We start from the raw sequence: 22059 nt of genomic DNA, 5'->3' as shown, positions 1-22059 counted from the left end.
TGACCGCACGGTGGGGCTGATGCAAAGGGCCTCCCGGGCGGACGACCCCGGGCCGTCCGCTGAGATCCGACACCCGTGGTTCGGGTGTCGACCTGTCTGGCTTATGCCCCTGAACGTACGCCGCCATGCCACGGCGCACGACGGCGTGCGCATGAACTCTCCGTGACACCGCGTGACCCGGATGCGATAACAGGCGGCGGGCCGGGCGCCGCCGGGGCGGCCGTGGCGGTCCCTCAGCCGCCGTAACGCCGGTGGCGGGCGGCGTAGTCGCGCAGCGCGCGCAGGAAGTCGACCTTGCGGAAGGCCGGCCAGAAGACCTCGCAGAAGTAGTACTCCGAGTGAGCGGTCTGCCAGAGCATGAAGCCGGACAGGCGCTGCTCGCCGCTGGTGCGGATGACCAGATCCGGGTCGGGCTGGGCGCGGGTGTAAAGGTGACGGCCGATCATGTCCACATCGACGGCCTCGGCGAGTTCCGCCATGGAGGTGCCCTTCTCGTGCTCCTCCAGCAGCATGGACCGTACGGCGTCGGCGATCTCCTGGCGGCCGCCGTAGCCGATGGCGACGTTGACCACTATGCCGTCGACGTGCGCGGTGGCCTGCTGGGCCTCTTTGAGGGTGGTCTGCATCCCGGAGGGCAGCAGGTCGGGGGTGCCGACGTGGTGCACCCGCCAGCGGCCGTCGGCGGCGAGGCTGCGGACCACGTCCTCGATGATGCCGAGCAGGGGGACGAGTTCCTCCTCGGGCCGGTCGAAGTTGTCCGTCGACAGCAGCCAGAGGGTGACGACCTCGACGTCCGTCTCGGTGCACCAGCCGAGGAACTCCTCGATCTTGTCGGCACCCGCGCGGTGACCGTGGACGGTGCTGGACCCCGCGGCCTTGGCCCACCGGCGGTTGCCATCCATGATGACGCCGATGTGCTTGGGCACCTGAGCGGTGTCCAGGTGGCCTTCCACCCGGCGCGCGTACAGCCTGACCAGCAGGCCGCGCAGCTTGTCGCGCAGGTTCACGTGATCGTCAGCCCCTCCGTACGGATCGGACAGGCGCGGCGCCCCGCCGCGGGTCCGCGGCATGGCGACCCGGTCGTGGTCGCGGGCGGCCCCTGTCCGTATGGCGGTCCCCCAGGGGGCGAAGCCTACCCCCGTGCGGGCGGGCTGCCGTAAAGCCCGCGGTGGGACGGCCGTTGCCCGGCCACCGCGGGCTCACCGCGCACTCACCGCGCGCCGTGCCGCCGGAACCAGTCCCCCGCCGAGCCCTGGCCGAGCAGGACCACGACGGCGACGGCACCCGCGAGGGGCAGGATGCCGAACGGCGTCCCGCGCACGGCCCCGCCGAGCGCGAGCACGATCTGCACCGAACCGAGCACCAGCGCGGCGACCCGGACACCGGGCCCCGCGGACCGGAACAGGAAGGCCAGGACGAGCAGCACCCAGGCCGTCAGGTAGGGAGCGAAGGCCCGCCCGGCGGCCTCGGCGCCGGAGAAGGCGCCGACGAGGGAGCTGTGCACCACCCCGAGCCCGGCGAGCACGAAGATCACCACCTGGGCGGCCCGCACGGCGGCGGGCATGCCCCCGGGCGGCTGCGGACCGTACGCGTACTGCGGGGGATACGGCCGGGGAGCGGCCTCACCGGTGCGGCCGGGCTGCCGGGCGGACAGAGCCGGGTACTCGTTCGACATGCGGGGGACTCTAACCACGGTCGTGCGCCCCGGACACCTTCTGGGGGTGGAACCGCCCGGCAGCAGGGAGCGGGCGGGGGTCGGGGAGCCGACGGGGGTTTGGGCGGCCGGGCCTGGGAGGCGGGCACAAAAAAACGGGCCGGTCCGTTGGGGGGGAGACGGACCGGCCCGAGGGGGGGTTTCCACCATAACCCTTCGTAAGTGATGCTGCGCCCATCGGCGGGCCACAACTACTCTCCGAATTCATCCGGCGACGCCCCGGTGGTCGCGGAATGAGCGATTCAGGCCGTTCGTCTGGCCGATTTCCTGTGGAAAGAGTGCCTTCACCTGGGAAGTTGCTGGCGATGTGAGGTCCCTGTGACGGATGTGGCGTCTTCGGCCTTCCCCGCCATCAATCTTCCGGCCGTCCCCCGGATGGGTGACCCGGCCCGACACGCCGTCTTGACCCGACGGGGGGGCGGGCGAGGCGGGAGAGCGGAGGGGGGTGTCCCCGGGAGGGCAAGGGAGGAGAGAAGGGGAGAGGAAGAGGGAGAGGGAGGGGAAGGGGAGGGGAGGAACGGTTCGGTGGGGCCGATGCCGCCGGGCCGTGCCTTCGGGCCGGCGCCGGGCGCTGTACGGGGCCGGGGCCGGGGCCGGGCGCTGTACGGGGCCGGGGCCGGGGCCGAAGGCGTAGGAGAGCCGGGGGCGGCACGGGGGCGGGAGCAGCCGGGCAGAGGCCGGGGGCTGGAGATCGGGGCCGGAGGGCGGCCGGGCACCGCGCAGCCCCCTCCACTGCGCGGTACCACCCCGCGCAGCTTTGCTCACGCGAACGACCAGGTCCGAAGGTACGTGACAGTGGCACCGGAAGGCGAGCCCGGGTCCATAACGATGCGGACACCCGGCGGCCGGCGGTGTCAGGTCCTCCGGCGGGCCTCCACGAGATGTCGGCTGCTGTGGGTGACGAACGTCCCCTCGGCCTCGATCCGCTCGTGCAGCTCCCGCAGCCGGGGCCGGTACGCCTCGACGGTGAAGTCCGGCACCATCCAGACCACCTTGCGCAGGAAGTGCACGACGGCCGCGATGTCATGGAACTCCATGCGCAGCCGTTCGGCCCGCAGCCCCACGACCTCCAGTCCGGCCTCCTCGGCGGCGCGCCGCTCCCGGTCGGGGTGCCGGGCACTGCTCCGTCCGTCCGGCTGCGGTCCCAGGAAGTGCTCCACCAGCTCCCGGGCACTACCGGGGCCGACGTGCTGGGCGACGTACGTCCCCCCGGGTTCCAGTACCCGTGCGATCTCCGTCCACGGGGGCACGACGGGATGGCGGCTGACGACGAGGTCGAAGGCGCCGTCGGCGAAGGGCAGCGGCGCGTCCTCGGCCGCGGTGACGACCGCGACGCCCCGGGGACGGAGCAGGGCGGTGGCCCGCGCGGCGTTGGGGGCCCCCCTCGGTGGCGACGACGAGCGGGGGCCGGGGCCGCTCAGGGGGACGCCGGGTGCCGGTCGCGCCGGGTGGGACGGAGGGCGGGCCGGAAGGCTGACGGGAGGGCGGGACGTTGGCGAGCGCGAAGTCGAGCACCTCGCCACCGCCGGTCTGGATGTCCAGCGCGGCCTGCGCCCGACCGAGCCGGCCGGCCAGGGTCAGCGCGTACCCCCAGGAGGGCCGGGCCTCGGTGGCCCTCCCCTCGAACCAGGAGAAGTCCCAGCCCTCGGTGGGCACGGCGGCTCCCTCGGTGACCAACTCCTCGAACGAGCGGCCGTGTTCCCCGGTGCCACGGCCCGGTGACGGTTCGGGGGGCGTACTCGGTGAGGGCGGTCGAGGTGGTTGCCCGGTCATCGTTTCCTTCCTCCCCTCACCATCCGCGAGGGCTGATGGGCTCCTGGCTCCTGGCTCCTGGCTCCTGGCTCCTGGCTCCTGGCTCCTGGGACGGTGACTCGAGATCAGCCCGCGTCGGGTGCGTCGGGTGCGTCGGGTGCGTTGAGTGCGTCGGGTGCGTCCGCGGTGCCGCTGGTCCGGTTCGCCAGCTCCCGGGCCACGTCCTGTGCCGCGAACCGCACGAATCCCTCCGGGTCCGGTTCGTCCGCCGTCGGCTGCAGGATCACCGCGTCCGCACCGGCCTCGGCGAGCCGTCGCACGTGCCTCGCCACCGCACCGGCGTCCCCCGCGACCCCGACGTCCGCGCCGGGGGCGGCGCCCTCGGCGGCCAGTTCGGCGCGCAGCCGCTCGGCGGCCCCGGGGCCGGTGGCGGTGAGCAGGTACACCACGATCCGGTGCGGCTCCGCCGCGCGTCCGGCCTCCGCGCGCCCCTCGTCGACGAGTCGGCGGGCCCGGCGCACGCCGTCGGCGGAGGTGTTCGCGGTGAGGATGGTGCCGTCGGCGGCCTCCCCGGTGAGCCGGAGGGTGCGCGGTCCGGTGCCGCCGGCGAGGACCCTGACGTCGTCGGCCTCCGGCGGCCAGTCCAGGGCCACGCCGTCGAGCCGGACGTACCGCCCCTCGGTCGTGACCTGCTCGCCGCGCAACAGCGCGCGCAGGGCGTCGAGATGCTCCCGGAGCAGGGTCAGGGGCGACGCGACCCGCGCACCGACCTGCCCCATCCAGTCCTGCACCCCGTGCCCGACGCCGAGCGTCACCCGCCCGGGGAACATGCGGTGGAGGGTGGCCGCCTCCATCGCGGTGAGCGCCACGTTCCGCAGCGGCACCGGCAGCAGCCCGACGCCGACCCGCACCCGCTCCGTCCACGCGAGGGTGGCGGCGGCACTGGTGAGACCGCCCTCCATGAAGCAGTCCTCCCACAGCCACAGTTCGTCGAGCCCGGCCTCGTCGGCGGCGCGGGCGACGGAGCGGAGGCGTTCGGGGGGCAGCTGGGGGCGGAGCACCGCGCCGAGTGTCGTCATGGGCCGTTCCTACCCGGACCGGGACGAACGGGCAAACGGGTTTTCGCGGGCCGCCCACCGGCACCCGCACCGTTCGGCAGAGTGGCCCTGCGGAGGGACAGGAGTCCGCCGGGACGGTGCGGTGGGAGAGCGGGGAGAGGGCGGCAGCGGTGGGGCGTTGGCGGGACGGGCGGGGCGAGCTGGAGATCCGTGGGTGGGAGCGGGAGGAGGGGGAGGGGGAGCCGGTGCGGGTGCCGTTGGAGCTGGCCTGCTCTTATCGGGCGCGTACGCGGGGGCTGTTGGGGCGGGAGGCGGTCGACGGTGCGATGCTGCTGTCCCCGGCCGGGAGCGTGCACACCTTCCGGATGCGCATGCCGATCGACGTGGCCTATCTCGACCGGCGCCTGCGCGTGCTCGCCGTCCGCACCATGCCGCCGGGACGGCTGGGGCGGCCCCGGCTGCGGGCCCGGCACGTCCTGGAGGCGGAGGCCGGTGCCATGGAACGGTGGGGGCTGCGGGCGGGGGCGCGGGTGACCGTCGTGGTGCCCGACGCACCGGAGGGAGCGTGAGGGGGCGCCGGTTTCGGTTCCGGGCGGAGCGTGAGGGTGCGCCATTTTCTTCGGTTCCGTGGAGCGTGAGGGGGCGCCAGTTCCGGCCCCATGGAGCGTGAAGGGCGCCGGGGCGGTGACGGAGCGTCAGGCGTCGTCCCGGGGTTCCGTCACCGGGCGGGCGCTGACCACGCCGACCAGGACCATCGGGGCGTCCCCGTCGGACTGGTTGAGGGAGACCGCGACCCAGCGGGAGCCGGCCGGCGGCGGTGCGGGCACCGGCCCCCACACCGTGAGGTCGCCGTAACAGTCCAGGCCGGCCAGGGTCCGCAGGGGTTCGGGGAGCGGGGCGTCCGGCCGGAGCAGGGGGAGGCGCATGCTCACGGTGCGGTGTTCGCCCCAGCGGGCGTCCAGACGGGCCACCAGGGCACGCAGCCGGGCTTCGGCGGCCTCCTCGGCGGCGTTCCACTCCCGCCCGTACACACCCGTGAGCCAGTCGCCCTGCCAGAGCGGGACGACCAGGAAGCCCTCGCCCCGGGTCGCCGTCCACTCCCCCGTGACCGGATCGCCCTCCGCGACCGCCGGGCCGGACGTGGGGAGGGGTTGGGCCAGCCGTGCTTCCAGGTCGGCACGGGCCCGGTCGGGGTCGAAGGGCCGGCCGCGGCGGGACGTCACAGGGCGGGCCTGTCCAGCGGGCGGGGCAGCGGTTCGAGGGCGCCGGCGTCCTTCAGGTCGCGGTAGGCGCGGACGACCTCGGCGGTGTCCCCGGGCTCCGCGACCTCCAGGAGCAGGCCGCCGCCGGACAGCCGCCGGCCCCGCGCCGCCCACGCCTCCGGGACGCGGGCGGCGCGCCCCGGGGAGAGGTAGGTCACCGGGCCCACGGACGGCGTGCCGACCTTGAAGCCCGCCTCCTGCTTGAGGGCTGCGGTCACGGCCCGGTCGCCGGCGTCCCCGTGGTCCGGGTCCCACGCCTCGGCGACGGCGGTCAGGAGACCGGCGTCGGGCAGCGGCACGCCGTCCGGCACGACCAGAGTGGCCACCAGCGACTGGAGCAGGAACTCCGGCGTGCCGCCCGCCAGGCCGGCCAGCTCGATCTTCCAGCCCTCCGCGGTGTCCGCCAGCAGGCGGAGCGAGGTGCCGTCCGCCGCCGACCACCCGTCGGCCTCCTGCGCGGCACGCACCGCCCGGAACAGGGTCTCCCGGAGATCGCCGGCCGGGTCGGCGCCGGCGGTACCGGCGTCGGCGGGGTCCGGCAGGCGGACGGTCTCGGAGGGGCGGCCGTCACCGGCCGCGGGGACGGTCCGCCAGGTCGTCAACGGGGCACCTGCGGCCGGTGGCCGGGGTGCGGCGGAGGCGGTGCCCAGGGAGGCCGCCGCCCTCCGGGGTGGCGCCGTCGTGGACGCGGGGGCCGGGACTCCGGATGCCGGGGCCCCGGGGAGCGGCGCGTCGGTGGGCGGCGCGCCGGTGGGCGGGGCGCCGGTGGGCGGGGCGCCGGCGGCGGGGAGGAGCCGGGCGAACCGGACCAGGGTCGTGCTCCACCGTTCGGCGAGCGCCTCCGCGGACTCCCGCCGTGGGCCCCAGAAGCCCCGCACCACGCGTCGCATACCCTGCCGTCCCCTTCTCCCGCGGACCGGACGTCCTCAGCGGACCGGGCATCCCTGCCCGGACGCCTGGACGGTCCCACCTTAGGACGCTCGCCGCGCCTGCCCCGTCAGTCGAACGCCCCCGGTTTCCGCTCGCCGGCCACGGGCCCGGGCCGCGTGTGGACGACCTCGATGTCCAGTCCCGCGTCCTCGAAGGCGTCCCGGGCCGCGTCGGCCACCTCCTCGTTGGAGAAGTGCCACTCGACGCCCTTGCCGCGCGCCGCCTCGGTCTGCCGGCGCGCCTCGGCCAGCAGGCGCTCCCGGCCGGACGGGGTGAGTTCGGTGCGGTCGGCGGTGAGGAAGCTGTCGTAGCCGTTCTTCGCCTCCAGGAAGGTCTGGCGCGAGGAGTCCCAGCCGTCGAACTCCACGTCCGGCACGTCCGGATCGGTGTGCGGGACGACGTACTCGTACCCGCGCTCGGTGCCGGTGACCTGTTCCTGGTAGCGCAGCCAGGACTCGTTCCGCCAGGTGGGTGCCGGATTGCGGTCCCGGCTCGCCCAGAAGCCGTCGCCGCCGTCGGCGTCGCCGTAGGTCCGGGGACTCAGGTCGGCGGCCCAGTCCGGCGGGTTGTAGTTGCGGGGGTCGGCGGTGTCGCCGTGCCGGGGCTCGGGCCACTGCTTCTTGTTGGCCAACGCCTCCTGGGCCCGGCCGGGTTCCTCGGCGCGCTTGCGTTCGAGGTAGGCCTCGCGCGCGTGCTCGCGGGCCCGGCGGGCCTCCTCCTTCGCCTCCTCGTCGCACCCGCCCTGGGCCAGGACGACGTACGGGGCGTCGGCGACGGTGACGGGGCCCCCGGCCGGCACGGTGCTTCCGGTGCCGGGCCCGGCGGCCAGGACGGTGGTTCCGGTGCCGGGCCCGCCGGCCAGCACGGTGGTTCCGGTGCCCGGCCCGCCGAGCCGACGGGAGTCGGTGCCGGGGTCCGGGCGGCCCGCGCCGGCGGGGCCCCCGTCATCCGCGTCGCCGTACGGGGCGGGGCAAAGGGGTGCGGCGATGGTGCAGCCCGTCCTGCGGGCGGCGTCCTCGGCCTCGTCGGCGGCCTCGTCGGCGCGTCGGGCCGCGTCCTCCAGGGCGTCCAGGTCGCCCGCCTCGGCCGCGCGCCGCGCGTCCTGGGCGGCTTCGGCCGCGTCGTCGGTGAGACGGCTGAGCCTGCCGAGCGCCCCGACCTTCTCGGCGACCTTGGCTCCCCCGTAGCCGGGGATGAACACGGAGCCGACGTTCCACAGGACGGTGGTGACGGCCCGGGTGTGGTTGCCGCTGTTCCACTGGTCGGCCACGTCGTCGCCGATGAAGGCGTCGTACAGGACGGTGCCGCCGGTGTTCAGCGAGGCCCCGCCCCAGCCGAGGATCGCCCCGAGGTAGTCGCCGTCGTCCCACTTCTCCCGGGCGTCGGCCGAGTCGCTCCACCAGTCGCTGCCGAGGGAACTGCCGTAGTCCATCAGGCCGTTCCACGTCTCCACCGGGTTGGTGACGACGTCCCAGATGCCGGTCAGGTCCCCCCAGATGCCGTCGACGAAGAGGCCCCCGCCGACCTGGCCGAGCTGGTCCCCGGCGCAGCCGAAGAACGCCCCGAAGCCGGAGAAGCAGCCCTCGTCGTCCCCGTCACCGTCCCCGTCACCGCTGCTCTCGGCGGCCGGTTCCTCGTAAGGGGGCTCGTCGATCTCGTCCCGCGCGGCCACGGGGTCGGCCGGGTCCACGGGAGGGGTGGACGGGTCGGCGGGAGCGCCTTCCGGGGTTCCGCCGTCGGAGGCGTCACCGGGTTCACCGCCGGGGGCGCCGCCGGTGTTCCCCTCCGTGCTGCCGCCGGGGGCACCGCTCGTGCCCTCGGAGCCGGTTCCGCCGCCTTCGCCGCCTGGGCCGCCTGGGCCGCCTCCCGTCGTTCCGGCGTCGCCTCCGCCGGGGCCGGATCCCCCGCCTTCGCCGGTGCCTTCGCCGGTGCCTTCGCCGCGGCCCTCGCCGCCGCCTTCGCCGCGGCCCTCGCTGCCGCCTTCGCTGCCGCCTTCGCCGCCTGCTGACCCGCCGGTGGCACTGCCGGCTCCGCTGTCGCCGGTGCCGGCTGTGCCACCGGTGCTGTCTCCTCCGGCGCCGCCTCCGCCTGTGTCTCCCTCGGTGCCGCCGTTCGTCGTGCCGCCGTTCGTCGTGCCGTCGCCGGCGGTGACGTCGCCCGCGCCGGTTCCGGGCGCCGGGCAGGCCGTGCCGGTGACCCGGCATATCTCCGCCTGGATGCCGGACAGGATCTGCCCGCCCAGACCACTGACGAGCAGCGCGGCGATGATCGCGGCGACGACCGCGACCAGGCCCGCGTACTCCACGGCCGTCTGTCCCTCGTCACGCCCTCCCCAGCGGATCATCCGGCGCAGGGAGAAGGGGGTGTGGACCGCCCGCTCGGGTTCGGCGAGGCGGTACCAGTCCCGGCTCTCCCGCCGCGAGAGGAAATACAGGATGAGGACCGGCAGGAGGAGTTGGCCGAACCCCTTCAACGACCCGTCGGCGATGTTCGCGACGGCGCCTAGGATCAACCAGACCTGCACCCCGGCCAGGCCCGCCCGGACACGCGGCCCGCCCTCCCAGGTGCGTCGCGCCAGCCACCAGCCGAGGACGCCGGGGGCGGCGCCGTAGGCGGTCAGGGCGAGGAGGCCCCCGTCGAGGCGGCCGTAGGCGCTCGCGGTGAGCAGGACGCCCAGACCACCCAGCACGGTGAGGGCGAAGAGCGTGTGGACGAGGAGCAGAGCCGTGGCGAGCGGCTTGGGCAGCCCTCGACGCCCGCCGTCCGCCACGGTCGGTCCCGTGGTCCCGCTCCCGGACGCTCCGCCGAAGCCGCCCGCCCCCGTCACTCCCCCCGCCGACGCCATGCCCACTCCCCCTCACCTCCCCGCAGGAAGGTCGCGTTCATGTCACGGCGAGCGTAGGAAGGGGGAGGCAGGGCGGCATGGGCCCGAGGGCCCAAAGGGACGCCCAAAGTGACGGCGGGGGCGGAACGTTCGGGGTGTCACCACCGTCCAGCGGCGGGACTCGACACGGCGAGCCAGGCATGCTGTGCACCAGGCCCCCGACCGGGCGGCGTGGGCCGCCGCCGCGCCGGCCGGTGACGACAGGGCACCTAGGACGCCTTGTTCTCCTCCCGCGGGAAGGAGACCTCGACCCGGCGGTTTTTCTTGCGGCCGGCCTCGGTGGAGTTGTCGGCGATGGGGTACTGCTCGCCGTAACCGCGCACCTCGTAGGTGACGTTCGAGTCGTTCAGCTCCTGGTCGAGCACGCTCTGCACGGCGTTCGCCCGCTTGCGCGACAGGACGTCGCCGTGCGCGGACGAACCGAGGTTGTCCGTGAAGCCGAAGACGCGGATCTTCGTCGCGTTCTGCGCCTTGATCTCCTGGGCGATCGTGGAGATGCGGGACTTCGCCCGAGCACTGAGCTTGGCGCTGTCCTTGGGGAACAGCACCTCGGCCTGGAGCGCGAACTTCACGTCGGAGTTGGTGTCCTCGCGACGCTCGTCACCGCTCTGGTCCTCGACGACCTGCTTGATGTCGAGGACCTTGGCCGCGGCCAGGGTGGCGCCGTCGGGGAGCTTCAGGTCCGGGTCGTTGGGGTCCAGCTCCACGGGAGCCGAGGCCGTGGCCTCGGTGCCCGGAGGGACGCTGGGGGCGTCGTCGGCCACGGCGGGAGCGGCCGCATAGAGGTGGCTGGCGGCCAGCACGGTAGCGAAGGCCAGGACCGCCTTCGGCTGCATACGATACGTCCGTGTCATGGCCAATCACCCAGAAATCTGGATGGTGCCGCTGGCGAACGTCGGCATCTGGAAGGTGACTTCGGTCGTGTCCGTCGGCGGCGCGGGGAACTGCATGAAGACGGACAGGCTTGCTCCGGCCTTAATGGTGGAGAATCCCGTAGTGGTCAGTGCACGTCCATCCGTGTCCCGCAGCACGTAGTAGCGCTTTTTTCCCTTTGCGTCGACAAGTGTTGCTCCGCCGAGAGACCTGCCGTTCCTCACGATCTCGGTCTCATTGCCACTCAGTGCAGCGGGCACGACCACACTCTTCGCACCGTCGTTCTTCAGTGTGCCGTTCACGGTCAGGAACCCGCCGGCGTCCCGCTCAGCAGAGGTGATCTGAAGGAGCAAGCCGTCCGACCCTCGCAGCTCCGCGAGTGGCTCACCTTCCGCTGTCTCGTGCGTACTGGGGTCGGACCCCCGGTCCTGGGAAGCGGACGCGGATTTCTCCGGCTTGCTGTCCTCGCCACCGCCCCCTCCCCCGCAACCGGCCACTCCGAGTGCCAGTCCAGCCGCAACGGTCAGCGCGACCATCCCCCTGCGGGCCTTCGTCGTAGACCGAATGCTCATGCGTCTGCTTCCCTATTCACTCGTCGTTCGCTTGTCAGTCGGCCAGGTGGACATCGAAAAGGTCTTCAGGCTGCGGCAATAGGTCTACCGGGCCGTCCGGGTCGAGCTTCCATGGTGTGCCCTTGCAGGTGAGCAAAGGCAGGTCCTCCTCGACCTCCGGCAGCTCGAACGTGCAGCGGGCCTCGATCACCGCTGTGGCCCTCTCACTCGACTTGAAGTCCTCAGTTCCGGGCACGATGGACTCCCCCACGGTGTGGTTCGTCTGGACCTCGACGGTGAATCCCAGGAGTCCGTCGGGAGTGCAATCTTGAACAGTCGCGTTGTTCGCCGCCGCAAGCTCGTAGGCACGCCCGCACGACGGTCCGAGTACACCGGCATCACCGTCGAAAATGTCCAGCCAAGTCGTGGGGTCGTTCAGATTCGCCGTCCACGCGTCCGCAAGCTTGTCCCGCCTGTCCTGGGCTGCAGCGAGTGCGGCTGCGTCGGCGGCAGTCTGCGCGTCACTCCGATTCGCCGCTGCCTGACCGACTGCCAGGTACGCGAACGCGAGAAAGAGCAGACCCCCCACCACCGTGATGTAGATGGGGAAGGCCTGCCCTGCGTCGCCGTGCCTGGAACGCCGCATCACCCGCCGGTGACGTTCGCGATCTGCTCCGTGATCGCGTCGTAGATCGACTGACCGATGTCCGTCCCCGTGATCGCCAGCACGATCGCCACGACCACCGCGATGATGCCCAGGTACTCCACCGCGGTCTGGCCCTTGTCGTTGCGGGCCGCGCGGGACTGGAGGTACGTGACCGTGGTGTTGATCCAGTTGCTCATGCTGTTCCCCTCCGGCTGACGCGATGGCGGCCTCCTCGGCGGGGCCGCGTTCGACATGAGCAACGTACGGCGGATTTCCGGATGCGCCAGAGGGCCCCTGGGCCCAAACCCGGGCCCAAACGCGGCGTCGGTTCCTCGTGGTGGCTGCCCCCATCGCAGGTCACCCCACCCCTCGGCCGGAGCCGGGAGCCGTGCCCAGCCACTTGGCGGCGGCCTGGGAGCGGCTGGTGCTGTGCAGCTTGGCGAAGATGCGGTTGATGTGGTTCTTGACCGTCTTCTCGCTGATGAAGCAGGCGGCGGCGATCTGCTGGTTGGTCATGCCGGATGCGATGAGGTCCATGATCTCCGCCTCCCTGGCGCTCAGTTGGTACTTCGACCTGTCGGGGGCGGCCGGGAGGCCGCTTGTCCACCCGGACGTCGACTGTGCCACATCCGGTTGCAGTTGCGAAAGGTTTTCTGCAGAAGTAGGCGGGAAGGAGGACGCGGCTCTGCTTAACGGGCGGTAGCCCTCCCTATGTTGGGGTGCGGAACCGCGGCGGCCCGAGGCCTCCCGCCCGTGTGCAGTCGCACTTACCGTGCCCAAGTGGTCCGGCAGCGCGCCCGCGTCCCCCCTGCCGCCGCTCTCCCGCAGCTGGGCCAGCAGGGCGCTTGCCGCCGTGGGGGTGAAGTGCGCGCGGCCGGACCTGATGTCGTGTACGGCGGTGACCAGTTGGTCGGCGGTGAACTCGCCGTGGACCAGGTAGCCGCCCGCTCCTCGGCGCAGGGCCTCCTGGACGATCTCCGACTCCCTGCTGTACGTCAGCATCACGACCGGCGCGATGTCCACCAGGTACGGCAGGGCGGAGATGCCGTCCACGCCGGGCATGCGGACGTCCAGGAGGACGACGTCGGGGCGGTGTTCGCGGGCGGCCTCGCAGGCTTCGTGGCCGTCGGCGGCCTCCGCGACGACGGTGATGTCGTCGCGGCCGGAGAGCAGGGCGGTGAGGCCGGCGCGGACCACGGGGTTGTCGTCGGCCACCACGACCCGGAGGGCGGGGGGCGGGGGGACGGTGGGGAAGGGGCTGGGCGGCGGCTGCACGGTGCGGCCTCCTCTGCGGGGGTGGCGAAGGGTGCGGGGCGGCGCGGGCGGCGCGGTCATGGTGTCGTCGCCCCCCGGGACGTGGTCGTCAGGGCGGCCAGGGGCAGGTCCAGGCGGACTTCGGTGCCGTGGGTGCGGGTGCCCCGGCCGATGCGGATGCGGGCGCCGACGGAAGCAGCCCGTTCGACCATGCCGATGAGGCCGAAGTGCCCGGAGCGGCGCAGGTGTTGCAGGTCGGTGCCGGGCGGGAGGCCGCGACCGTCGTCGTGGACGCTGATGCGGAGCAGGTCGCCGTGGATGCCCGCCAGGACCTCGACCCGGGTGGCGCCGGCGTGACGGTGGGCGTTCTCCATGGCCTCGGCGGCGATGGTGAGGAGCTGGCGGGCGACGGCCGGGGGGACGGGCGGGGCGGTGCCGTCACCGGTCGCCCGGTAGGTGGCCGTCAGTCCGGTGCGGTCCTGGAAGTCGTGTGTGCGTGCGGCGAGTTCGGACAGCACGTCGGTGCCCTGGTCCGGGTCGGCCTCGCGGCGCAGGTCGGCGAGGAGTTCGCGGGACTCGGCGGCGGCGCGGCGGGCGGAGCGGGCCACGAGTGCCGCCTGCTGCCGCACCCGTGCGGCGTCCACGTCGGGGGCGTCCGCCGAGCGGGTGAGGCCGTCGGCGGCGAGGGCGACGCCGTGCAGGGTCTTGGCGACGGAGTCGTGCATCTCCCGGGCGAGGCGAGCCCGTTCCGCGCCGACGGCCTCGGTGACGGCGAGGCGGGCCTGCATGTCGGTGAGGGCGCGGGTCGCTGCGCCGAACCGGAGCAGCAGCTGGCGCAGGGAGGAGCCCGCGGCGCCGGCGACGACGCACAGGCCGGGCAGGAGCAGGGTCTCCGCCGGTTCGGCCGGCGTGTCCTGGAGGGTGGCGTGGACCAGCAGGAGGACGACGCCCTGGAGGGAGGCGAAGACGGCGGCCGTGCGCCAGCCGTAGATCAGGCCGGCCAGCAGCGGGGTGCAGACGCTGACGTAGGCGAGGGTGGACTCGGGTCCCGCGGAGACCAGCAGGAGGGCGCCGAGGAGGGTGTCCAGGGCGAGCAGGGTGGGGTGGCGCAGGAGGAGGGGGCCGAAGCGTTCCCAGTCGCGGAAGAGGGCGTAGGACGCCATGAAGGTGACGACGACGGCGAGGGCGACGAGGCGGGTGCCCCAGCCGGGGCCGGCGTTGAGGAGGGCGGCGGGGGCGGCCAGGGCGATCATCGCCAGGCGGAAGCCGAAGACCTGCCGGCACAGGGCCTGGAGGGCGTTGATCTGCAGGTCGACGGTGGGGGCGGGGCCCGCCCCGGTGCCGGGGGGCGGCGCCTGCGGCGCTCGGGGAGCGGCGGGTGGCAGCGGGCCCTCGGCCGCGCGGGCGGTTCCCCCGGGCGGGCCCGTGTCGTGGGCCGCCCCCGCCGCTCCCTCCGGCACGATCCCGCCGGCAGCCGCCCCGGTCCCGCCCCTGCCACGGACCGTCCCCGCCTCCGCCCCGGCTCCGGGCACCCGGGGCGTCGCCGTGGTGACCGGGACGTCGGGGGCGCCGGTGCGGGCGTGGTCGGGGAGGACCGTGCCCGCGGGCGGGGTGGTGATCTCGGCGGAGCGCGGGCGGCGGCGCAGGCGGGCCGCGCGTTCCCTGGTCGTCGTCATGGCACCGGCACCCTTCCTACTCGCCCGTGATGGAGCCGAAGTCGGTGCCGGAGCCGAGGAGCAGGCCGGCGCCGAGAAGGATCATGGTGGCCGGGACCATGAACGTGGTGATCATCATGGTGGCCTTGGGGACCGCGCGGGCGGCCTTGCGGCGGGCGTTCTGGGCGTCGGTGCGGCGCATGTCCTTGGCGAGGGCCACCAGGGTGTCGACGATGGGTGCGCCGAGTTCCTCGCCCTGCTGGAGGGCGGTGACGAACATGGCGACCTGCTCGGAGTCGTTGCGGCGGCGCAGTTCGGCGAACGCCTGGCGGCGGCTCATGCCGAGGTCCATCTGGCGCAGGGTGATGCGCAGTTCGTCGGCCCACGGGCCCTCGTAGCGGGAGGAGACACGGTCGAGGGCCTGGCGGAAGCCGAGTCCGGCGCTCACCACGACCGCGAGCACGTCGAGGAAGTCGGGCAGGGTGCGTTCGATGACGTCCTTGCGGATGCGGATCGCGGACCAGATGCCGACCTCGGTCCAGAACGCGCCGAAGGCGAGCAGCAGCAGCGCCACGAAGGGCTGGCCGCGCAGCAGGAAGACGAGGAAGCCGGTGACGCCGAGGGCCCCGTAGACGGCGCGGCGGGCGGCGTAGCGGTCGATGGTGAGGCCGCCGGGGTTGCCGGCCAGGTCGATCTTCCGGCGGTACTTGGCGACCTGTTTGGGGCCCATGAGGCGCAGCACGGCGGGGGCGTAGCGCATGCCCATGCGGTCGACGAGGGAGTCGACGGCTCCGGTGCGGGTGGAGCCGACCTCCAGGGCGAGGACGAGGTCGCCGGGGAGTTTGGCCTCGGCGCGGTACATGCGGATGCCGGCGAAGACGCCCCAGACGCCGAGGCCCATGAGGAGGGCGAGCAGCAGTGCCATGTCGGTCAGCCTCCTTCGGCGGTCAGACGTCGATGCGGGACAGGCGGCGGATGAGGAGGAACCCGACGGCGTACAGCCCGAAGGCGACGATCACCGCCGTCTGGCCCACGGGGGAGCCGGTCATGCGTTCCAGGGCGCCGTCCTTCACGCCGTTCATGAGGAACAACGAGCCGATGCCGAGGGCGGGAACGGCGTAGGAGGTCATGCTCACCTGGGAGAGCTGGGTGCGGACCTCGCGCCGGGTCTCCTTGCGTTCCTCCAGTGTCTCGGTGAGGTTGCGCAGGGCGCTCACCACCTGGCCGCCCGCGCGGTTGGACAGCACGAGGGTGGTGACGAGGACGACGAGTTCGCGGGAGGGGAGGCGGTCGGCGAGTTCACCGAGGGCGTCGTCCAGGGAGGCGCCCATGGCGAGCTGGTCGGCGACCTTGGCGAGTTCCTCGCCGGCGGGGGCCTCCAGTTCCTCGGCGGCCATGCCGATGGCGGTGCGCAGGGCGAGGCCGGCCTGGGTGGCGTTGGCGAGGATGCGGGCGAGTTCGGGGAGCTGGTTGATGAACCGCTCGATGCGCTTCTGACGCTGCCAGTTGAGGAACTGCCAGGCGGCCCAGACGCCGACGAGTCCGGCGAGCGGGCCGAAGAAGGGCGCGAGGGTGGCCTGGCCGACGAGCCAGAGCCCGGCGACGGTGGCGAGCATGGCGGCGGTGAACTCGCCGGGGGTGACGTCCAGGCCGGTGGCGATCAGGCGCAGTTCCAGCTTGCGGCCGGGCCGGGTGCGGCGCAGCCGGCGGTCGAGGCCGGGGAAGTGGCGCCGGCGGCCGGGCAGGGGGATCTGTCCGGTGGCCGAGAGGCGGTCGACCAGGGCCTGCCGCTGGGCCCGGCCGGTCGCGTAGGAGTGCACGCCGACGACCGCGAGGACGCAGGTCAGCAGGGCGACGCCGGTGGTCAGCGTGATCAGGTTCTGCAGATCCATGGGGGCGGTTCCTACCTGGCTTCTCGGGTGGCGAGCTGGTCGGGCGACTGGGCGACGCCGAACGCCTGCGGCAGGGGCTGGCCGGCCATGTAGAGCCGTTCGGCGGTGCGGCGCGGGAGCGGGTAGTGGCCGTAGGTGCCGTGGATGCGGCCGTCGGACGTCATCGGCTGCGCGTTGAAGCGGGCCACGGTGGCCAGCCGGTACGGTTCGCCGCCGTGGCTCTCCAGGAGGGCGATCTCGGTGATGCGGCGGGCGCCGTCGGCGAAGCGGGTGAGCTGGACGAGGACGTCGACGGCGCTGTTGATCTGGTCGTGCAGGGCCACGAAGGGGATCTCCACGTCGGACATGGAGGCGAGGGTCTGCAGGCGGGTGAGGGCGTCCTCGGCGCTGTTGGCGTGGACGGTGGCGAGGGAGCCGTCGTGGCCGGTGGACATCGCCTGGAGCATGTCGAGGGACTCGCCGCCGCGGACCTCGCCGACGACGATGCGGTCGGGGCGCATGCGCAGCGAGTTGCGCACCAGGTCGCGGATGGTGACCCGGCCCTTGCCCTCGACGTTGGGCGGGCGGGACTCCAGGCGGATGACGTGGGGCTGCTGGAGCTGGAGTTCGGCGGAGTCCTCGATGGTGATGATGCGCTCGCCCTCGGGGATCAGGCCGGACAGGGCGTTGAGGAGGGTCGTCTTGCCGGTGCCGGTGGCGCCGGACACGATGATGTTGAACCGTGCCTGCACCAGCCCGGCCAGCAGGTACAGCATGTGCTCGTCGAGCGAGCCGAGGCCGATGAGTTCGTGCAGGGTGAAGGAGCGCGGGAAGCGGCGGATGGTGAGGACGGCGCCGGTCAGGGACAGCGGCGGGATGATGACGTTGACGCGCTCGCCGGAGGGCAGGCGGGCGTCGACCATGGGGTTGGACTCGTCCACGCGGCGGTTGACGGTGGAGACGATGCGTTCGATCGTCTGCATCAGCTGGTCGTGGGAGGCGAAGCGCAGCGGGAGCTGCTCGACCCGGCCGCCGCGCTCGACGAAGACGGCGTCGGGGCCGTTGACCATGATCTCGGTGATGGAGGCGTCCTCGAGAAGGGGTTCGAGGATGCCCAGGCCGAGGGCTTCGTCGACGACGCGGCGGATCAGCTGGGAGCGCTCCACCGTGGACAGGACGGGGCCCTCGCGGCTGATGATGTGCCCGAGGACCCGCTCCAGCCGCGCGCGGCGTTCGGCGGCGGCCAGCGAGCTCATCTCCGCGAGGTCGATCTCCTCCAGGAGCTTGGCCCGGTAGGAGGCGACCAGGTGGCCGTCCTCGCCCCGGTTTCCGGTCTCCTCCGGGGAGTTGATGCGTGCCCGCAGACTCATGGGGCCGGTGCTCCGTCCTGTTCGTGGGGGTCGGTGGCGCGTTCCCGCTCGTCAGCGGTCCCTCGGCATCGTGGCGGTGCGGCGGGCGGGGCCGAAGTCCCAGCCGGGGACGATCGACGGGATCTCGACCGTGGCGGTGACGGTGACCTCGTCACCGCCGCCGCCTCCTCCCCCGCAGTCCGTGCCGTCCGCCAGCCAGGAGCTGACCGCGGCCGAGCAGGCCGTCTGGGCGTCCCGGTCGAGGGAGGCGCTGCGCGCCCCGGCGCGGGCGGCCGTGCCGGCCTGCTGGGCGGTGTAGGCGATGAGGCCGAGCTGGACGGCGGCCATCGCGACGATCAGCAGGACGGGCAGGAAGCCGAGGTACTCCAGGGCGGCCTGGCCCCGGTCGCGGTGCGCTCCGCGGCGCCGCGGCAGGTCGGTGTCAGTCACCGGTGTCCTCCTCGACGGCTCCGGCGTGCCCCGTCACGTCGAAGGGGAAGGAGGCCGTGCCGGGGAAGAGGACGGGCACGTTCAGCCGCACGTCGGCGGTGACGAATCCGCCGCCCCCGCCGCAGGTCACGCTCGCCGATCCCCGCCAGGCGGCGGGCAGTTTGTCCAGCCCGGCCTCCTGGCAGGGCCCGCCGCGCTCGCCGGGGGCGGCCGCGGTCGCGGCCCGTACCGCCTCGTCGGCGGCGTTGCCCGCGAGGGAGAACGTGTAGCCGACCAGGACGAGCTGCCACAGCACCACCAGCGTCACCAGGATGGTGGGCAGCATGCCGAGGAACTCGACGGTGACCTGTCCCCGGTCCGACGTCCGGCGGCCGGTGCGGTGCCGTGCCCGCGGTGAGTGCCGCATCGTCATCCCTCCTGTCTCCCGGTCATGTCTTCCTGCCCGGTGCGCCCGGCTCCTTGCGGCGGCGCAGGCCGACCGCGCCCCGGTCGCCGCGCAGCCGGCCCGCCCGGTGGGCGCCCTCGGTGGCCTTGACCAGGCCGAGTTCGCCGGCCAGTGACCACAGGGCCTGTTTGACGGCGCTCTTGGCCTCCAGTTCGTGGACGCGTCCGGCGTCCACGACGGCCTGGAGTTCCTTGAAGTGGGCGGGGACCGCGGTGGCGGCGACCGCGGTGCCGGTGATCCGCTGGATGAGCGCCGGCTGGATCTCCGTGGAGCGGGTGTGCCGGTTGACGACCACGGTGGTCTCCTCGGCCTTGCGGATCTGCAGCCGGTCCCACATGCGGACGGCCCGCTTGGCGCCGCGGACCGCGATCACGTCGGGCGTGGTGACGAGGAGCGCGGTGTCGGCCATCTCGACGGCGGCGGCGCCCGCGCCGCCGAGCTGGGCGCCGCAGTCGATGACGACGATCTCGTAGCGGGAGCGCAGGGCGCTGACGATCTGGCGGGCGGCCCGGTCGGTGACGTCCTCGCCGCGTTCTCCCTCGGCGGGGGCGAGCAGCAGGGCGACGCCGGTGTCGTGGCGGAAGACGGCGTCGGCGAGGACGCGGGGCGAGATGTCGGTGATGCCGGCGAGGTCGACGACGGAGCGGCGGAACTGGACGTCGAGGTAGGAGGCGACGTCGCCGGTCTGGAGGTCCAGGTCGACCAGGGCGGTGCTGCGGCCGGACGCCTGCGCGGCGAGCGCGAGCTGGACGGCGGTCAGCGTGGTGCCGACGCCTCCCTTGGCCCCGCTGACGGTGACGACGCGTCCGCCGACGCCGGTGAACACGTCGACGGCCGTGCCGAGGTGGCGGCGGACACCGGTGGACCACTGGGCGACGGCCTGCACCCGGCTGGCGAGTTCCTCGTAGCCGATCGGGAGGGCGACCAGGCCGCGGGCGCCGTAGTCCATGGCGGCCTGGAAGAGACCGGGGCTCGCGTCGGAGGTGACGAGGATGACGCCCACGGCGGGGAAGCGCAGGGCGACCTCGCGGATCAGCTCCAGGGCGGGGACGGGGCCGATCCGCTCGTGGACGACCACGACCTCGGGCAGCTCGTCGACGGACTCGGCGGCCAGCCGCGCGAGGGTGTCGACGAGCTGGGTGGAGTCGACGACCGGGGCCACCGGTTCGGCGTCCGGGAGCTGGCTGAGCAGTGTGGTGAGGGAACGGACCGCGTCCGCGTCGCCGACTGCCGGGAGGATCCTCGTGGGCATGCGGCTCTCACTTGTCCTTCGCGAGTTCGTACGTCCGGTCCCGCTCGGGGACGGTGGTGTCGCCGCCGGGGGCGACCAGTGCGAGGCGGACCCGCTGGGCGAACGACTCGGCGTAGGTGAGGCGCTGGGCGTCGAGGGCGGACAGCGCGAAGGTGATGGGGACGGCGTCGGTGGGACGGCGACGCCGGTCCGTCTCGTCGGGTTCCAGGGCGGTGATCCGGCCCACGTCGAGGACCTTGGCGTTGGTGACGATGATCTTCGACTGGGCGGGGGCGCCGTCGCGCTCGCCGTCGAAGGTGGCGTAGACGTTGACCGCGGAGCCCGGCGTGATCTTGCCGGCCACGCCGGTCGCCGCGTCGATCATGATGGCGACCTCCTGCTGCCCCGGCTGGAGGGCGGGCTGGTTCACGATCATGTCGTTCTGCAGCAGGGAGCCCTCGCGCAGCGTGGTCACGGCGATCTTGCCGCGGATGTCGTCGAGGTCGGTGACGGCGTTCTCGGACAGCCACCGTTCGGGCATCCGGATCTTCTCGAACTGGCCCGTGCGGAGCGCGGTGTAGGGCGCGATGTCGGACTTCAGCCGGTAGGCGGTGACCTCGGGGCCGACCTTGGACTTCACGTCGTTGATGACGGAGAGCACGCCGGCGAAGGCACCGAGGGCGCACAGGACCGACAGGAGGAGGAGTATCACGCCGCGGCGCTGACGGGAGTTCATGAACCGTGCAACCTCATCGGGGGTGAGCGGTCGGTCGGGACCGGGTGCGGTGGTCGGTCGGTGGGTGGTGGGGCCGGCCGTGCGGGGCCGGGTCCGGGGCTCGGGCCGGACGGGCGCGCGGCCCGGGCGGGGCGGGGGCGCGGGCGGGGTTCATGACCGCTGGGCGAGGGAGCGCCCGGAGGCGTGGCCCCCCGGCGGGCCGTCGGGGGCGGGCGGGGTGGCCGAGCAGAACACGCAGCGGTCGCCGATGACGTCGATGCCGCACCAGTGGCAGGTGCCGCGCCGCACGGAGGTGACCAGTTGGTAGAGCACGGACAGGTCGGGCAGGAAGGTGCAGAACTCGACCAGCTTCCCCGTCCCCCACCAGCCGGCGGAGGCGGCGGGCAGCGGCGTCTCGTGCAGTCCCTGCACCTTCCACGCGGGGGCGAGGGTGCCGGTGACCCAGTCGGAGGTGAGCTGCCCCTTGGCGGTGACCATCCAGGTGTCGAACTCCGGTCCCTCCAGGGAGGCTTCCGGGCCAAGGCGGACGAGCTGGGGCTGCGGGTGGGCGAGGACGGCGAACTGGGTGCCGGGCATCCAGGACTTGGCGTGCTGCTTGAGGTTGACGGGGACCCGGTCCAGGCGGGCGACCGAGCCGAGCAGGGCCCCGGCGTGCAGGTAGTGGACGAGGAGGCGGCCGGCGGAGGCGAGCACTCCGGGGCCGAGGTCGCAGGAGGCGAGCTGGCGTAACTGGCGGGCCAGGACGGCGACGGCGAGCGGTGGCAGGTCGGGCCGGAAGAAGGCGATCCGGTCGCTCTCCAGCAGGGAGCGCAGGGTGTGCAGCCGGCGCAGGACCCGGGCGGGGGCGGCCTGCGGGCAGACGACGATGACGTGCCCGTGGTGTTCGACGAGCAGTTGGACGTCGCTCAGGAGCCGGTCGAGCGGCCGGGTGTCGAGGTCCCGGAGGACCACGGCGGGCAGGGTGCGGTCGTCGTGTGGCGGCAGCGCCAGGTCGGCACTGGTCACGGCAATGGCGGTTGGCACGCGCAGCTCCCCGTTCTCCCCCTGCCCGTCGGCCCGACGGCTGTTACTCCGGTGGACCTTGGTGACTTCACTGCGTGACTACCTCAGCACTGTAACCACGGCTCTGTGACCGGAGAACAGCGTTTGGTCAGCTGAACGGCAACTTGTGCCGCACAAGCCGCGCCAAAACGGGGCAGGTTGAGCATCTTGCCGGTCCCGGTCCGAGCGCGGAGAGGCGCATTCCGTCGCGGACCCGTCGCGGACCCGACCCGGACGCGCCCCAGGATCCGCCGGCCCGACGTCACCCCGAAGCGACCCGGACCCATCCGTACCCCGCCCGCGACGCCGCGACCCGCCCCCGGCGCACCGGATTCCGCGGTCCCGAGTCGCGCCGAA

21 protein-coding genes and 1 pseudogene are annotated in these 22059 nt (G+C 73.6%); 1 reads left to right on the top strand and 21 read right to left on the bottom strand.

All coding sequences use genetic code 11. The features are described 5' to 3' along the window. Positions 1-233: 233 nt before the first annotated feature. The 4 genes and pseudogenes from AB0F01_RS08270 to AB0F01_RS08255 all read right to left on the bottom strand — a co-directional run bounded on the left by AB0F01_RS08270 (position 234) and on the right by AB0F01_RS08255 (position 4545). Positions 234-1007 (bottom strand): isoprenyl transferase, encoded by a 774-nt coding sequence (locus AB0F01_RS08270; protein ID WP_362091153.1) that lies wholly within the window; start codon positions 1005-1007, stop codon positions 234-236. Between the two features lie 203 nt (positions 1008-1210). Beyond that, complete coding sequence (locus AB0F01_RS08265; protein ID WP_362091151.1) at positions 1211-1675, bottom strand: hypothetical protein; 465 nt, start codon at positions 1673-1675, stop codon at positions 1211-1213. An 893-nt stretch (positions 1676-2568) separates the two neighbouring features. After that, a pseudogene (locus AB0F01_RS08260) lies at positions 2569-3391 on the bottom strand (methyltransferase domain-containing protein). Between the two features lie 200 nt (positions 3392-3591). After that, positions 3592-4545: an LLM class flavin-dependent oxidoreductase gene (locus AB0F01_RS08255; RefSeq protein WP_362091148.1), complete on the bottom strand. Its 954-nt coding sequence runs from the start codon at positions 4543-4545 to the stop codon at positions 3592-3594. 149 nt (positions 4546-4694) lie between these two features. Between AB0F01_RS08255 and AB0F01_RS08250 the strand changes: the two genes are divergently transcribed. Then, complete coding sequence (locus tag AB0F01_RS08250; protein WP_362091146.1) at positions 4695-5093, top strand: DUF192 domain-containing protein; 399 nt, start codon at positions 4695-4697, stop codon at positions 5091-5093. Positions 5094-5219: 126 nt separating this feature from the next. Here the strand turns inward: AB0F01_RS08250 and AB0F01_RS08245 are convergent, their stop codons facing one another. The 17 genes from AB0F01_RS08245 to AB0F01_RS08165 all read right to left on the bottom strand — a co-directional run bounded on the left by AB0F01_RS08245 (position 5220) and on the right by AB0F01_RS08165 (position 21666). Beyond that, on the bottom strand, positions 5220-5747 hold the full coding sequence (locus AB0F01_RS08245) for a hypothetical protein (RefSeq protein WP_362091143.1): 528 nt from the start codon (positions 5745-5747) through the stop codon (positions 5220-5222). Beyond that, complete coding sequence (locus AB0F01_RS08240; RefSeq protein ID WP_362091141.1) at positions 5744-6388, bottom strand: hypothetical protein; 645 nt, start codon at positions 6386-6388, stop codon at positions 5744-5746. Before AB0F01_RS08240 ends, AB0F01_RS08245 begins: the two co-directional genes overlap by 4 nt. Positions 6389-6783: 395 nt before the next feature. Next, positions 6784-9561: a Tox-REase-5 domain-containing protein gene (locus tag AB0F01_RS08235; RefSeq protein ID WP_362091138.1), complete on the bottom strand. Its 2778-nt coding sequence runs from the start codon at positions 9559-9561 to the stop codon at positions 6784-6786. A gap of 248 nt (positions 9562-9809) precedes the next feature. Beyond that, the gene (locus AB0F01_RS08230; RefSeq protein ID WP_362091135.1) at positions 9810-10454 is read right to left on the bottom strand and encodes an OmpA family protein; all 645 of its coding nucleotides are present in this window, start codon (positions 10452-10454) and stop codon (positions 9810-9812) included. Positions 10455-10460: 6 nt separating this feature from the next. Continuing rightward, a complete protein-coding gene (locus tag AB0F01_RS08225) occupies positions 10461-11045 on the bottom strand; it encodes a hypothetical protein (RefSeq protein ID WP_362091132.1) in 585 nt (194 codons plus the stop codon). 34 nt (positions 11046-11079) lie between these two features. Beyond that, positions 11080-11670 (bottom strand): pilus assembly protein TadG-related protein, encoded by a 591-nt coding sequence (locus AB0F01_RS08220; protein ID WP_362091129.1) that lies wholly within the window; start codon positions 11668-11670, stop codon positions 11080-11082. After that, positions 11670-11867, bottom strand: coding sequence for a hypothetical protein (locus AB0F01_RS08215; RefSeq protein WP_362091127.1), 198 nt, complete (start codon positions 11865-11867; stop codon positions 11670-11672). Before AB0F01_RS08215 ends, AB0F01_RS08220 begins: the two co-directional genes overlap by 1 nt. A 160-nt stretch (positions 11868-12027) precedes the next feature. Next, positions 12028-12945, bottom strand: a complete 918-nt coding sequence (locus AB0F01_RS08210) for a response regulator (protein ID WP_362091124.1) — start codon at positions 12943-12945, stop codon at positions 12028-12030. Between the two features lie 56 nt (positions 12946-13001). Then, the gene (locus AB0F01_RS08205) at positions 13002-14600 is read right to left on the bottom strand and encodes a histidine kinase (protein ID WP_362091122.1); all 1599 of its coding nucleotides are present in this window, start codon (positions 14598-14600) and stop codon (positions 13002-13004) included. A gap of 16 nt (positions 14601-14616) precedes the next feature. Then, positions 14617-15504 (bottom strand): DUF5936 domain-containing protein, encoded by an 888-nt coding sequence (locus AB0F01_RS08200; RefSeq protein WP_362091119.1) that lies wholly within the window; start codon positions 15502-15504, stop codon positions 14617-14619. 22 nt (positions 15505-15526) lie between these two features. Continuing rightward, entirely contained in the window at positions 15527-16471 is a 945-nt protein-coding gene (locus AB0F01_RS08195; protein WP_362091116.1) for a type II secretion system F family protein, read from the bottom strand. Positions 16472-16482: 11 nt separating this feature from the next. Next, a complete protein-coding gene (locus AB0F01_RS08190; RefSeq protein ID WP_362091113.1) occupies positions 16483-17820 on the bottom strand; it encodes a CpaF family protein in 1338 nt (445 codons plus the stop codon). Between the two features lie 51 nt (positions 17821-17871). Beyond that, positions 17872-18249, bottom strand: a complete 378-nt coding sequence (locus AB0F01_RS08185; RefSeq protein WP_362091110.1) for a TadE/TadG family type IV pilus assembly protein — start codon at positions 18247-18249, stop codon at positions 17872-17874. Next, positions 18242-18661, bottom strand: coding sequence for a TadE/TadG family type IV pilus assembly protein (locus AB0F01_RS08180; protein WP_362091107.1), 420 nt, complete (start codon positions 18659-18661; stop codon positions 18242-18244). The genes AB0F01_RS08185 and AB0F01_RS08180 overlap by 8 nt, the downstream gene beginning before the upstream one ends. A gap of 16 nt (positions 18662-18677) precedes the next feature. After that, positions 18678-19946 (bottom strand): AAA family ATPase, encoded by a 1269-nt coding sequence (locus AB0F01_RS08175; RefSeq protein WP_362091105.1) that lies wholly within the window; start codon positions 19944-19946, stop codon positions 18678-18680. Between the two features lie 7 nt (positions 19947-19953). After that, the gene (cpaB, locus tag AB0F01_RS08170) at positions 19954-20661 is read right to left on the bottom strand and encodes a Flp pilus assembly protein CpaB (RefSeq protein WP_362091102.1); all 708 of its coding nucleotides are present in this window, start codon (positions 20659-20661) and stop codon (positions 19954-19956) included. A gap of 150 nt (positions 20662-20811) precedes the next feature. Then, positions 20812-21666, bottom strand: coding sequence for a hypothetical protein (locus AB0F01_RS08165; protein ID WP_362092528.1), 855 nt, complete (start codon positions 21664-21666; stop codon positions 20812-20814). Positions 21667-22059 lie beyond the last annotated feature (393 nt).

This window comes from Streptomyces sp. NPDC029526 (genome assembly GCF_040637405.1).
In the GTDB taxonomy this organism is placed as follows: Bacteria; Actinomycetota; Actinomycetes; order Streptomycetales; family Streptomycetaceae; genus Streptomyces.
Note: the sequence above shows the minus strand (reverse complement) of the source record. Positions and strands in the feature narration are given on the sequence as shown.